Origin of the sequence: Sphingomonas sp. CCH15-F11, from assembly GCF_001557005.1 — a bacterium.
In the GTDB taxonomy this organism is placed as follows: Bacteria; Pseudomonadota; Alphaproteobacteria; order Sphingomonadales; family Sphingomonadaceae; genus Sphingomonas.
This window is the reverse complement of the sequence record NZ_LSKG01000152.1, coordinates 1-12,664: the sequence shown is the minus strand read 5'-3', so window position 1 is coordinate 12,664 and position 12,664 is coordinate 1. Positions and strand designations below refer to the sequence as shown.

Annotated in this window: 15 protein-coding genes; 7 read left to right on the top strand and 8 right to left on the bottom strand. The window is 69.8% G+C overall.

Annotated features, from left to right (window positions below):
- Nucleotides 1–41: 41 nt before the first annotated feature.
- Both AX709_RS15645 and AX709_RS15640 read left to right on the top strand, forming a co-directional pair.
- Nucleotides 42–647 carry a plastocyanin/azurin family domain protein gene (locus tag AX709_RS15645; protein WP_066550697.1) on the top strand — a complete coding sequence of 202 codons (606 nt, stop codon included), beginning with the start codon at nt 42–44 and terminating at the stop codon, nt 645–647.
- 5 nt (nt 648–652) lie between these two features.
- Nucleotides 653–2,962, top strand: a complete 2,310-nt coding sequence (locus AX709_RS15640) for a putative bifunctional diguanylate cyclase/phosphodiesterase (RefSeq protein ID WP_066550694.1) — start codon at nt 653–655, stop codon at nt 2,960–2,962.
- Between the two features lie 11 nt (nt 2,963–2,973).
- Here AX709_RS15640 and AX709_RS15635 read toward each other — a convergent pair whose 3' ends face one another.
- Nucleotides 2,974–4,155 (bottom strand): FAD-binding domain-containing protein, encoded by a 1,182-nt coding sequence (locus AX709_RS15635; protein WP_231727551.1) that lies wholly within the window; start codon nt 4,153–4,155, stop codon nt 2,974–2,976.
- Complete coding sequence (locus tag AX709_RS15630; protein WP_066550691.1) at nt 4,152–5,087, bottom strand: NAD(P)/FAD-dependent oxidoreductase; 936 nt, start codon at nt 5,085–5,087, stop codon at nt 4,152–4,154. The genes AX709_RS15635 and AX709_RS15630 overlap by 4 nt, the downstream gene beginning before the upstream one ends.
- Before the next feature lie 61 nt (nt 5,088–5,148).
- Here AX709_RS15630 and AX709_RS15625 point away from each other — a divergent pair, with 61 nt between their 5' ends.
- Genes AX709_RS15625 through AX709_RS15615 form a run of 3 tightly spaced genes read left to right on the top strand, consistent with a single transcriptional unit; the run spans nt 5,149 to nt 7,130 of the window.
- The gene (locus AX709_RS15625; RefSeq protein WP_066550688.1) at nt 5,149–5,526 is read left to right on the top strand and encodes a thiol-disulfide oxidoreductase DCC family protein; all 378 of its coding nucleotides are present in this window, start codon (nt 5,149–5,151) and stop codon (nt 5,524–5,526) included.
- Between the two features lie 45 nt (nt 5,527–5,571).
- Nucleotides 5,572–6,405, top strand: coding sequence for a diacylglycerol/lipid kinase family protein (locus AX709_RS15620; protein ID WP_066550685.1), 834 nt, complete (start codon nt 5,572–5,574; stop codon nt 6,403–6,405).
- A complete protein-coding gene (locus tag AX709_RS15615) occupies nt 6,402–7,130 on the top strand; it encodes a metallophosphoesterase family protein (protein WP_066550683.1) in 729 nt (242 codons plus the stop codon). Before AX709_RS15620 ends, AX709_RS15615 begins: the two co-directional genes overlap by 4 nt.
- Before the next feature lie 4 nt (nt 7,131–7,134).
- Here AX709_RS15615 and AX709_RS15610 read toward each other — a convergent pair whose 3' ends face one another.
- The 6 genes from AX709_RS15610 to AX709_RS15580 all read right to left on the bottom strand — a co-directional run bounded on the left by AX709_RS15610 (nt 7,135) and on the right by AX709_RS15580 (nt 11,398).
- On the bottom strand, nt 7,135–7,884 hold the full coding sequence (locus AX709_RS15610; protein ID WP_066481303.1) for a class I SAM-dependent methyltransferase: 750 nt from the start codon (nt 7,882–7,884) through the stop codon (nt 7,135–7,137).
- Between the two features lie 203 nt (nt 7,885–8,087).
- Nucleotides 8,088–8,615 (bottom strand): 30S ribosomal protein S9, encoded by a 528-nt coding sequence (gene rpsI / locus AX709_RS15600; protein ID WP_082731240.1) that lies wholly within the window; start codon nt 8,613–8,615, stop codon nt 8,088–8,090.
- Nucleotides 8,615–9,094, bottom strand: coding sequence for a 50S ribosomal protein L13 (gene rplM / locus AX709_RS15595; RefSeq protein ID WP_082731241.1), 480 nt, complete (start codon nt 9,092–9,094; stop codon nt 8,615–8,617). The genes rpsI and rplM overlap by 1 nt, the downstream gene beginning before the upstream one ends.
- Before the next feature lie 162 nt (nt 9,095–9,256).
- Nucleotides 9,257–10,117, bottom strand: a complete 861-nt coding sequence (locus AX709_RS15590; RefSeq protein ID WP_066550676.1) for a hypothetical protein — start codon at nt 10,115–10,117, stop codon at nt 9,257–9,259.
- On the bottom strand, nt 10,098–10,412 hold the full coding sequence (gene cutA / locus AX709_RS15585) for a divalent-cation tolerance protein CutA (protein ID WP_066550674.1): 315 nt from the start codon (nt 10,410–10,412) through the stop codon (nt 10,098–10,100). The genes AX709_RS15590 and cutA overlap by 20 nt, the downstream gene beginning before the upstream one ends.
- Nucleotides 10,409–11,398, bottom strand: a complete 990-nt coding sequence (locus AX709_RS15580) for a COX15/CtaA family protein (RefSeq protein WP_156454295.1) — start codon at nt 11,396–11,398, stop codon at nt 10,409–10,411. The genes cutA and AX709_RS15580 overlap by 4 nt, the downstream gene beginning before the upstream one ends.
- 188 nt (nt 11,399–11,586) lie before the next feature.
- Between AX709_RS15580 and AX709_RS15575 the strand changes: the two genes are divergently transcribed.
- Together AX709_RS15575 and AX709_RS15570 are read left to right on the top strand one after the other, a co-directional pair.
- The gene (locus AX709_RS15575; RefSeq protein WP_066550673.1) at nt 11,587–11,973 is read left to right on the top strand and encodes a MerC domain-containing protein; all 387 of its coding nucleotides are present in this window, start codon (nt 11,587–11,589) and stop codon (nt 11,971–11,973) included.
- Nucleotides 11,974–12,027: 54 nt separating this feature from the next.
- Nucleotides 12,028–12,486 (top strand): Fur family transcriptional regulator, encoded by a 459-nt coding sequence (locus tag AX709_RS15570; protein ID WP_066481291.1) that lies wholly within the window; start codon nt 12,028–12,030, stop codon nt 12,484–12,486.
- Nucleotides 12,487–12,664 lie beyond the last annotated feature (178 nt).

Here is a 12,664-nt window from a genome sequence, read left to right as displayed (position 1 = left end):
GCTTAACGCGATGTTGAAGTTTCTGATCCATCCCGGCGGCCATGGTGAAGTTTTCCGCAGTTTGCGCAATCGCCGCGCTGTCAACGGTGCCGGCATGGGCAGGCGAGCTGGAGCTTCGGGTGGTTGATGCCGCCGGAACACCGATTCGCGATGCGGTGGTGACGGTGATGCCCGCTGGTGGCGTGTCCGATCGGCCGATCCGTTTTCCCTGGGGAACCACGATGGTCCAGCGCGACATCGCGTTCCAGCCCCATGTCCTTATCGTCCCGGTCGGCGCGAGCGTTGCCTTTCCGAACCGGGACAAGGTGCGTCACCACATCTATTCCTTTTCCAAGCCCGCGCGTTTCGAGCTCAAGCTCTATGGGCGCGACGAAGTGCGCAGCTACACCTTCAAGACCCCCGGCGCGGTCGCGCTGGGTTGCAACATCCACGACCGCATGAGCGGATTCATCAAGGTCGTCGACACACCATATGCGATCGCCACGGGCGGTGACGGCATCGCCCGGATCGCCGCGGTTCCGGCCGGCCCGGCGCGGGTCACGGTCTGGCACCCGCGATCGCGTGCGCGCGACAACGAAATCGTTCAGACGATGGTGTTCGCCGCGACCGGCCAGTTGGCCCGCCAGGTCCAGCTCCAGCTTCGGTGACCGGCATGGCGCGCTTCGTCCCTGTCGCCCGGATCGCGGCGCGGCTGCACGCGAGCGGGTCGCTGTCGCGCAAGCTGACGCTGTTCTACGCCTTGCTGTTCGGCGCGGCCGTGGCGCTGATGCTGGGCGGCGCGCGCTGGGGCATCGATCGCTATGCCGAGCGCGCGGTCCGCGCCGAGCTTCAGGCCGGCGGCGAGATTTTCGATCGCATCACGACGATGCGCTATTCGCAGCTCGCCGATGCGGGCCGTGTGCTGGCGATCGATTACGGATTTCGTGCCGCCGTCGCAAGCGCCGACGCACCGACGATCGAATCGGCGCTCGACAGCCTGAAGCGCCGCCTCGTCCTCGACCAGGCGTTCGTGGTCACCATCGACGGCGACTTGATCGGTTATCGGGGCCGGCTCGACCCGCGTCAGGCCGAACGGTTGCCTGCGCTGCTCGATCAGGGTGCCGACCGCGGCGTGCTCCGGCTGGGCGACCGCGACTATGCGGCGATTGCGGCCCCGGTCGAGGCGCCGATGCTGCTCGGCTGGGTGGTCTTTGCCAAATCGCTCGACGAAGCGGAAATGACCAGCCTGTCGCAACTCACCGCGTTCAAGCTGAAGCCGGAAGTGCGTCCGGTCGATCGGGTCGAGCGCGCGCTGCGCGATCCAGCCGCCCGCGCCGGAATCGAGCGTATCGAGGACGGCGAACGGATCCTGATCCAAACCCGCCCGATCCAGAGTTTCGACCCCGCCGCGGCCCATCTGCTCGTGCTTCAGTTCAGCCTGACCGATGCGCTCGGCCAGTATCGGCCGATCTTCAACATCCTGGCCATCCTGGGCATCATCGGCGTGATCGTCGCCGTCACGGGCAGCGCCTTCCTGGCGCGCGCGATCGCGCGGCCGGTGCGCGAGCTCGACCGCGCCGCACAGCGGGTCAGCGCCGGCGAACAGGCGCAGGTGCCGGTATCCGGCAATGACGAGCTGGGCCGGCTGGCGCAAAGCTTCAACCAGATGGTCGTCGATATCGACGCGCGCGAGCGACAGATCGCGCATATGGCGTTTCACGACAGCCTGACGGGCCTGCCCAATCGCGCGCTGCTGCGCGAGCATGTCCAGCTCGTGCTGAAGAACGCGCGCAGTGCGCGACGGATGGCGCTGTTCTGCCTCGACCTCGACAATTTTAAGGCGGTGAACGACACGCTCGGCCACCCGGTGGGCGATGCGTTGCTGTGCGAGATCGGCGCGCGGCTGCGCACGCTGGTGGGCGACGACGGGTTCGTCGCCCGGCTGGGGGGTGATGAATTCGCGCTGCTGCTGCCCGAACACCGGCCGTTCGACCGGATCGCCCATGACATCATCGATACCGTTGCGCGGCCGGCGCGGATCGACGGCCACCGCATCGTGCCGGGCACGACGGTCGGCGTCGCCATCGCCAGTCTGGACGGCAGCGACGTCACGACCTTGCTCAAAAATGCCGACCTTGCGCTCTATCGCGCCAAGTCGGAGGGCAAGAACTGCGCGCGCTTCTTCGAAGCGGCGATGGATGCGGAGGCCCGCGCGCGCCGCGAGATGGAGCTCGACCTGCACGACGCCCTCAATGACGGGCGCCTGTTCCTGATGTTCCAGCCGCTGTTCAACCTGGCCGAAAGCCGGGTTGCGGCGTTCGAGGCGCTGTTGCGCTGGAATCACCCGACACGGGGACTGGTATCGCCGGTCGAATTCATCCCGTTGGCGGAAGACACCGGGCTGATCGTGCCGATCGGCGAATGGGTACTGCGCGAGGCGTGCCGGATGGCGATCCAGCTGCCCGAAAATGTGCGCGTCGCCGTCAACATCTCCCCCGTCCAGTTTCGCAACCCCGGCCTCAACGCGACGATCCTCAGCGCGCTCGCTGACAGCGGACTCGACCCGGGCCGGCTCGAGCTCGAGATCACCGAAAGCCTGTTCATCGACAATATCGAAGCGACGCTGGCGTCGCTGCACAGCCTGCGCGCGCTGGGCGTGCGCGTGGCGCTCGACGATTTCGGCACCGGCTATTCGTCGCTCAGCTATCTACGCAGCTTCCCCTTCGACAAGCTGAAGATCGATCGCAGCTTCATCATCGACCTGATGGCCAATGAGGGCGCGACCGCGATCATCCGATCGATCACGACGCTGGCGGATGCGCTGGGCATGGAAACCACGGCGGAGGGCGTCGAGAATGTCGAGCAGCTCGACATCCTGCGCGAACAGGGCTGTTCGCAGATCCAGGGCTTTTACTTCAGCAAGCCGTTGCCCGCCGACGAGCTGAAAAAGCTGTTCGACCGCGACGAGCGCAAGGTCGCCTGACGCCCGCGTGCCTAGAGCGCGAGGCCGATCGGGCGCAACGCGTCGGGTGCCCCGGCCCTGACCCGGAAGAACCCTGCGGTCGCCAGCGGCCACAGTGCACCATCGTAATCGCGCGGTGGCAGCATCGCGATGCCCGCATCCGCCAGCGCATCGCGCACCGGCCCGACCGGGGCATGCGCGGCGACGACCATATCAAGGTCGTGCGCGGCGGCTGCGGCGGCGACCTCGCCCGCGGAGGCGACGCGGCACGACGCACAGCCAAACGCCGCCGACGCACGCGCCAGCGCGTCGTCGACCGCCCCGTCCGCGAAGCCGGTCACGGTGTCCGCCGTCCCCGCGCTGCGCCCATCCGCCGCCGACAGCCCGATGACGCGCGCTGGCGGATGCGCGAGCGCGAGCGATTCCGCCCGGCAATCATCGTCATGGATCACTAGCGCGTAACGGGCGGGCAACGCCGGCGGCGGCGACGGGGCGAGCGGCACCAGCGGGTGATCGACATGCTCCACCAGCGGCGCGGCGTGATCGGCCAGACCGCGCGGCGAAAACCGGCCGCCGGTATGGCGCGCGATGTTGTCGGCGCGCGCGAGATAGGTCTTGCCCCGCGTGTGCAGGCCCGCCACCCAGCGCCAAGACAGCGTGTTCGACGCCGGATCGCCATCGATCAGGTGACGCAGGAACAGGTCCGCACCCAGTTGCCACGGCAGGCGCAGCGTGAAGATCCAGATGCTGGCAAACCACATGCGCGCGTGATTGTGCAGCCAGTTGCGTGCCACGAGTTCCCCGATCCACGCGTTGAAGCAATCGATGCCCGTGCGGCCGGCAATCGCCTGCGCATAACCGGCCGCATGGGTACCGCCGCGCGCCAGATCGGCGAGCGCGGCGTCGCGGTCGTGGAGATAGGCCCGCCAGACGCTCGGCCGCTGTTCGAGCCAGCCTTTGAAATAGCCGCGCCACAAGACCTCGCTGATCCATTTGTCGGCGCGTTCGGGGCCGTGGTGCGTCAGCGCGGCGTCGATCAGCTCGCGCTCCTCGATCAGGCGGTGGCGGACATAGGGTGACAGGACAGACACCGTCGCCGCGCCGTCCGGCCCGGCATCGTGGTTGCGGCGGTCGGCATAGGCGCGCCCCATATGCGGGGCGAACGCATCCAGCCGGGCAAGGCCCTCGGCGCGAGTCGGGATGGCGATCGTCACGCCGCCGCCATCAGCGCGGCGAGCTGCGTGCCGGAGCGCCACGCGGCCTCGACGCGCGGCCCGGCCAGCCAGTCGCCGCACAGCCCGATCCGCCGTGCCGAATCCCACACCGCCCCCACCCCGGCATTGCCCGAGCGGGCATAGCGCCACCGATGCGCCGCGACATGCAGCGCCAGCGGCAGCGGCGTGGCCGCCAGCCCGGCGAGTGCCGCGCGCAGGTGGTCGGCGACGGCCGCCCCCTCCGCCTCGATCCATGCGCGCGACCAGGCGGGCGATCCCTGGATGACCCAGGTCTCGATCGGGCCGCGGCCGGGCTTGGCGCTGTTGCGCGCCGCCCAGCCAATTTCGCCGCGGTCGCGCAGGACATCGGGCAGCGGCAAGGGCGCGGCGAACGCAGCCATCACCGTCCAGCACGGCTCGGACGGCACCGCCTCGGCCCGCTCGGCCAGGTCGGAGGCAACGTCGGCGAGCAGAGCTGCCGCCTGTTCGGCGGGCAGCGCGACGACGATGCGGTCGAACGCCCCGGTCTGCGTCCCGTCGGCGCAGGTCAGTCGCCAGCCATTCCCGTCCCGCGCCAGCGCGGTTACTTGAGTCGACCATGCGACCTGCTGGGTCGCGGCGAGCGCGCGGACGGGCGCGTTCATCGCCGGGGTGCCGACCCATGCGTCGTCACCGGCGACCGGCCAGCGCGCGACGATGCCCGCCCCCGCCCACGCCCCGACCCGGGCGACGAAAGCGGGGTCGCGCGCGGTGAAATATTGCGCGCCATGGTCGAACCCCGTCATGACGCCGTCGATCTCGACCCGGCGGGTCGACATGCGCCCGCCGGGTCCGCGCGCCTTGTCGAACATGCGCACATCGCCCGCCGGCCCGCCCAGCGCGTCGGCACAGGCGAGCCCGGCGATTCCGGCTCCGATGATCGCGGTCGACATGCGTTCGGCCTGTCCTTTGGGTCAGCTTGTCCCGCGCGCCCCGGCGTCCGATGTAGCACGGATGACGCGGGTAACGGTCTGGTTCGATGGCGACTGCCCGCTTTGCCGGCGGGAAATCGCGTGGATGCGGCGGATGGACCGGCGCGGGGCCATCCGCTTCGTCGATGTCGCAGGTGACGCGGGTGCGGCAACCTGCCCGTTGGACCGTAGCGCATTGCTCGCGCGCTTTCACGCGGAGGAGGACGGCCGGCTCCTGTCGGGCGCGGCGGCGTTCGCGGCGATGTGGCGCGCAATTCCGCGGCTGCGTCCGTTTGGACTAGCCGCGCGCCACCCGTTCGTCCTCGCGCTGCTCGAACGTGCCTATCGCGGGTTCCTGCGCGTGCGGCCGCAGTTGCAACGCATCGCCCGCGCACATGCGCGGCGCGCGGCACGGCATTAATTGCCACGCGTGCGGCCAAATGCGCCACCGCGCGTTTGAGCGGCCATGCAGCGGCTGTGGTTCATCACCAATCCGGGGTCGGGTTCGGCAACGCCCGAGAAATGCGAGGCGCTTGAGGCGGTGTTCGCCGAGCGGGGGCTGGCGCTGGTCGGTCGCACCCGCTTCCCCGACGAGGACCTGCCAACGGCCGCCACGCTCGACGCGGCGCGAGCCGACACCATCGTCCTGTTCGCGGGCGACGGGACGATCAACGCCACGCTCGTCGCGCTGGAAACGTGGTCCGGCGCGTTCCTGATCCTGCCGGGCGGCACGATGAACCTGTTGGCCAAGGCGCTGCACGACAGCGTCGACCCGGCGGAGATCATCCACGCCGCACACACGGCCGGACGGCGGACGACGGTACCGGTGATCGAAGCCGGCGCGCACCGGGCCTTTGTCGGCGTCATCATCGGCCCGGCGGCGAGCTGGTTTCGCGCGCGCGAGGCGGCGCGCGGACGCCAGCTGCGCCGGCTGTGGGCGGCCGCACGGCTGGCCTGGCGACGCACCTTTGGCCGGGGCGTGCGAGTCGGCGGCGTCGCCGGGCTGCAGCGCGGCTGTCAGGCAGTGTTCGTGCGGCCCGCAACGCCCCGGATGCTGGTCGCGGGGATCGACGCGCGCGACTGGCGGGGGATTGTCGGGCTCGGTTGGAGCTGGCTGACCGGCGAGTGGGTCGCCGCGCGCGCCGTCCAGGCCGGCGAGGCGGCGGAACTCTGGAATGCCGAGCGGCGGCCCGTACTGGCGCTGTTCGACGGCGAGCCGGTCACGCTGGCCCCCGGTGCGCGGCTGCGCGCCACGCAGTCTCGTGCCCAGTTGCTCGCCACGCGCGCGGAGGCGGCATGACCCGGCTGTTCCATGTGAGCGACATCCATTTCGGGGCGGAGGACCGCGCCGCGCTCGACTGGTTCGCCGCTGCCGTCGCACATGAGGTGCCCGACGCGGTGATCGTCACCGGCGACCTGACCATGCGCGCGCGGCGACGCGAGTTCGCGGCGGCGGCCGAGTGGCTGGCCGCGCTGGGGCGGCCGGTGACGGTGGAGGTCGGCAACCACGACCTCCCCTATTTCAACCCGCTGGCGCGGCTGTTCAATCCCTATGGCCGCTATCGCGCGGTCGAGGCGATGATCGAGCGGCCGCTGTCGCTTGCGGGCGTGTCGATCGTGCCGCTGCGCACCACGGCGCGCGCGCAGTGGCGGCTCAACTGGGCGCAGGGGCGCGTCGGGCAACGCGCGCTTACGGAAACGCTGGCGCTGCTCGATACCGTTCCCGACGATCACGTCGTCCTGGTCGCGTGCCACCATCCGCTGATCGATGCCGAGACGCGCACCCGGGCCCGGACGCATGGCGGGCGCGCCGCGCTGGAGACACTCACGCGGCGCGGCGCGGACGCGGTGCTGACCGGGCATGTCCATTATCCGTTCGATATCGCGCACCGCATCGACGATGCGACAGTCCGGCTGATCGGCGCTGGGACGCTGTCCGAGCGGCTGCGCGACGCCCCGCCTTCGTTCAACGAGCTGGTGATCGCCGACGGCGCGATCACCACGCGCCACCGGATGATGGATTGAGGCGTCAGCGCAGGCGGGTGCCGATCAACGTGCCCTTGGTGCCGCGATTGACCAGTTCGAAGTCGAAATCGGGCCAGCGTTTGCGCCAACGCGATGCGACCACGCGCTCGCCCGGCCGTGCGCCGTCGTCGAGCATGATCGTGCCACCGACCGGCAGCCGGTCGAACAGCGTCTCCGCCGCGCCGCGCACAAAGGGGTGGATCGTCCACGGCGGTCCGTCGATCAGCAACAGGTCGATCCGATCGGGGAGCGGCCCGTGGTCGTACCACACGCCCGGCCAGCCGGCGGGGGCGCGACGGAACGGCGTCGCGCGAATCTCCGCATCGACGCCATGCTCATTGAGCCAGGCATGCGTCGCCGCAACGAAATCGGCATGCTGGTCGCAGCTGATCAGGCGACCTCCCCCATAGAGCTGGAGCGATCTGGCAACGACCAGGCTCGACGCGCCGGTTCCCAGTTCGACCACCGTCTGCGGCCGGGCTGCGCGGATATGTTCGACGATCAGCGCCAGGAAACCGGTATCCGCCTTCCAGCTGCCCAGATTGGGCAGCGCGTCGGCAGGCAGGCCGATCTCCGCGAGCAGCGCCGCTTTGTGGTGGGGCGACCCGCCCGACAGGCTGCGCGCCAGCCACGGCCACTGGATCGCGCCCCAGGCGATGGTGAACAGCGTGTCCGCCAGCGACTTGCGCACATCGGCGGGCCAGAGATGGTCGCTGGCGCGGGTAAGGTAGGAGGTGGTTTCGCGGGTAGTCATTTCAGAACGCACCGATCGACAGGGAGAGGCGGAACGCGCGGCCGTTCATGCGCCTGCGGATGACGCCGCGCAATCGCGACGTGGCACCGGCACCCCGCTCGACGACGAAGCGCGCGATGGATGCGCCCGGAAACGAAACAGGGCGGCCGCACGTCGCGAACCGCCCTGTTCCAATTTGCCCGAACAAAGGTCCGGGAGCCCGATTAACGCTTCGAGAACTGGAAGCTGCGGCGTGCCTTGGCGCGGCCGTACTTCTTGCGCTCGACCGTGCGGCTGTCGCGGGTCAGGAAGCCCGCAGCCTTGACCGGGGCGCGCAGCACCGGCTCATACTTGGTCAGCGCCTGGGCGATGCCATGCTTGACCGCGCCGGCCTGGCCCGACAGGCCGCCGCCCTTGACCGTGCAGATCACATCATACTGGCCGGTCCGCTCGGCAACGCCGAACGGCTGGTTGATGACGAGGCGCAGCGTGGGGCGCGCGAAATAGACTTCCTGGTCGCGACCGTTGATCACGATCTTGCCCGAGCCCGGCTTCAGCCAGACGCGCGCGACCGCGTCCTTGCGGCGGCCAGTAGCATAGGCGCGGCCATAAGCGTCGAGTTCCTGCTGGCGCAGCGGCGCGGGCTCGCGCGCGGGGGCGGCAGGCGCGGCGTCGCCGTCGACCGGCGCGGTCGCCGGCTGCGACTGCACCACCGCACCCAGATCGGAAAGGGACTGGCGATTGTCGGACATTATGCGCCCACCTTGTTCTTGCGGTTCATGCCCGCGATGTCGAGGATTTCGGGGTTCTGCGCGTCATGCGGGTGCTCGGCGCCCTTGTAGATGCGCAGGTTGCGCATCTGCTCGCGGCCCAGCGGACCGCGCGGGATCATGCGCTCGACCGCCTTTTCCAGGATGCGCTCGGGAAAGCGGCCCTCCAGGATCTTGTCGGCGCGCACTTCCTTCAGGCCGCCGGCATAGCCGGTGTGCTTGTAGTACATCTTCTGCGTCGCCTTGCGCCCGGTGAAACGCACCTTGTCCGCATTGATGACGATCACGTTGTCGCCGCAATCGACGTGGGGGGTAAAGCTGGTCTTGTGCTTGCCGCGCAGGACATTGGCGATGATCGTCGCCGCGCGACCGACCACCAGGCCATCGGCATCGACCAGATGCCACTTCTTCTCCACCTCGTGCGGTTTGACCGACTTGGTGGTCTTCATCAGCGCCTTCATGGGCTTTCGACCTTCGTTTCGAGGACCATCTGCGTTCCGGGCGTCGCCCCAAACAGCAGCGCGCCACCCGTGCGGGCAGCGCGTTGTGAACCGCCAATGTCGCAGACGCGCCGATTCGTCAAGCATAGGGCCGATTTGCTGACGGGTATTGGAATACCGGGGCTATTCCGCAGCCAGTGTCGTGCGGGTGGTGATGACCGATTCGCCCGCCGGAATGACGATCCGCTCGCGTCGGACGCGCGACACGATCAGCCCGGTCGCGGGGTCAATCCGTCGGGTTTCGCGCACCTGCATCTCGCCCGCGGCATCGGTGCGCGTGGCGGTGAGGACGCCGGCGGCGTTCTCCTCCTCGACGACCAGCCCGCCCGCATCGGCGATCGCGCGCACGCTGCCGGTCAGCGTCACCCGGCCGCCGAGCGGCGAGCGAACCTCGCGCGTGAGCGGCTGCGGCGGCGCGCCCGCGCGGGCGGCGGCGCGCGGATCGATCAGCTCGCTCAGCGCCGACCCGAGCAGCCGTGCCTGACGTTCGGGCGGCAGGCTGCGCAGCGGCGCGGTCAGTTCGGCCAGCCGCGCCCGCCGGGCGTCGCCGCCCGCGCCTGACGGCTGCTGTCCGCCCAGCCCGTCCAGATAGGCGGACCAGTGCCCGGACACCCCGTCGAGCGACCGGATGTCGCCTGCGGCATCGAGGTGAAAGACCATTGTTCGCTGCAACAGGCCACGCAGCCCCGCCTCGAACATCGCACCCGCACGGCGGCCGATGCCGCCGTCGATCGCCACCAGCGTCACTTCGGCACGGAACCCGCCTTCGCCGTCGCGGGCGAACCGCACCGTGCGTTCGGCGGTATAGCGCGCGGTTTCGCCCGCCACGACGCGCGTCTGTTCCAGCCGCTGGCGATACGGCGTGTCGATTCGGGGGGCGAAGGTGCCGCGCGCAACCTGGTCCGGCAGCGTGCGGCGGACCAGCGGCACCGGATCGGCCTGCACGGCCAGGACGACCGGGGGTTCAGCCGCGAGTGGCAGCATCGACCCACGCCTGCGCCTCGACCCCGGCGCTGGCGGCCCATTGCTCGATCACCGGCAAGTCATAGGGGTGCAGCGCCGCCAGCCTTGCGGCCAGCGCGTCGGCGCGGTCGTATGCGGTCTTGAACAGCGCGGGCACCTCCTGCGCCTGCTCGATCCGCCCCTCCCACGCGAACAGCGAGCGGCAGGGTGCCAGGAGGTTGACGCACGCCGCCAGCCGCTCGGCGATCAGCGTCGCGCCGATCCGCTCGGCCGTCGCCGCGTCGGGGAAAGTCGTGTAGAGGACCGCCAGCGTCATGCGCGGACGCGCCGGTCCACGCCGATCGCATGGGCACCCCAGGCGACCGTGATGACAAGCAGCGCGCCGACCAGTTGGTGGAGCACCGCGAGCGTCAGCGCGACGCCGCTCATCACCGTCGCGATGCCGAGCAGGATCTGCACGCCGAATGCGCAATGGATCGCGATCGACGCGCCACGCGCACCGGCGCGGCGGGCCGCCCGGGCCAGCACGACCAGCGCCGCGACCGCGACCCAGGCCCACCAGCGGTGGACGAAATGGATGACGAACGGATCGCCGACCAGCGCGGCGAACGACCATTCGGCACCGGGCGGCAGCAGCGCACCGTTCATCAGCGGCCACTGGTCGGTCACGTGCCCCGCGTTGAGCCCGGCGGTATAGGCCCCGAACAGCAGCTGGACGAACAGGACCAGCGCGACGCCGATCGCCAGCGGGCGAAGCCGGGCGGGACGCGCCGCGGGATCGTGCGCCAGCGCGCGCAGATCGAGCGCGGTCCACACCACGCCCGCCAGAATGAACAGCGCAGTCAGAAGGTGCACCGCCAGGCGGTAATGGCTGACATCGGTGCGCGCGCTCAGCCCGGAGGCGACCATCCACCACCCGATGGCACCCTGCAGCCCGCCGAGCGCGAGCAGCGCGACCAGACGCGGCGCATAGCCCGCCGGGATTGCCCGCCGCCACGCGAACCATGCGAGCGGGAGCGCGAAGGCGAGGCCGATCAATCGCCCGAGCAGGCGGTGGAGATACTCCCAGAAATAGATGAACTTGAACTGGGCGAGCGTCATGCCCTGGTTGAGCAGCTGATATTCGGGGATGCGCCGGTAGGCGGCGAACTCGGCCTGCCACGCCGCGTCGTTCAGCGGGGGCAGCGTGCCCGATATCGGCTTCCATTCGGTGATCGACAGCCCCGATTCGGTCAGGCGGGTGATGCCGCCCACCGCGACCATCGTGACGATCAACGCCGCGACGACGAACAGCCAGGACATCAAAGCGCGCGGACGGGCACGCAGCGCGACGTGACGGGGGGAGGTTTGCTGCAACACGCGGCTGCATCTAGGCGCTGGCGCGGGCAAAATCGAGACGGCACTTCGCCCATCGGCCGCTCCGCCGTACCCGCCGGATTCACCGTAATGATATGTTGTAACTTGTCCGGCCAGCAGCTATAGCCGCGCCGATGTCGTCGAGTCTCGCCCTGCCCCGCGCCACGTTCGGTTCTGCCTGGTCGATCGACCGGCTGGGCGTGTTCCTGTCGGGGCTGTGCGTCGTACACTGCATCGTGACCGCACTGTCGCTCGGCGTGCTCGCATCGGCGGGCGATTTGTTCAGCCCCAGCCTGCACGAATATGGCCTGATCGCCGCCAGCCTGCTCGGCGCGGTGGCGCTGACCCGCGGTATCCTCGTCCACGGCCTGCTGACCCCCTCGGCGGTCGGCGGGTTCGGGCTCGGCGTGATGGCGGGCGCGCTCGACCTGCCGCATGGCGGGTGGGAGACCGCGGCGACCGTGCTCGGCGTCGGTCTGGTCGCGCTCAGCCACGAGCTCAATCGCCGCGCGATCCCTTAGGGCGCGTTGCCGGGCCGCTTGCCGATCGCCGCGCGCGCGCCTAAATCCTCGACCATGGCCAGCCACACCCATCACGAGCACGAAGGTCGCGCGCTGACCGACGCAGCCCAGTCGCGGCTGGTGGGGCATGGCGAGCAATGGACGGCGATGCGGGAAGCGGTGTTCGTCGCGCTCGCCGGCTTCGACAAGCCGGCATCGGCCTATGACATCGCCGACGCGGTGTCTCGGCGCGAGGGTCGGCGGGTCGCCCCCAACAGCGTCTATCGCATCCTCGACCTGTTCGTCGGGGCCAATCTGGCGCGGCGGGTGGAAAGCGCCAATGCCTATGTCGCCAATGCGCATCCCGACTGCCTGCACGACTGCATCTTCCTGGTCTGCGACGATTGCGGTCAGGTGACTCATCTCGACAACGACCGGATCACCGGCGACGTCCGCGCCGCCGCCAGCGGATCGGGTTTCGTGCCGGTCCGCCCGGTCATCGAGGTGCGGGGCAAGTGCAAGACCTGCGCCTGAAGCACTGTCCAGCCGGCTGATCGACGCCGGCGGCCCGCGCCGGACAACTGCCCCCGCCGCCGGATTTGGCCGGTTTTGATCGACAATGCCGGGGTGGGGCGATACACCGGCCGGATGATTGATACGCCCGACACGCCGTTGCTGGATACGGTTGCCACGCCCGAGGATCTTCGCAGGC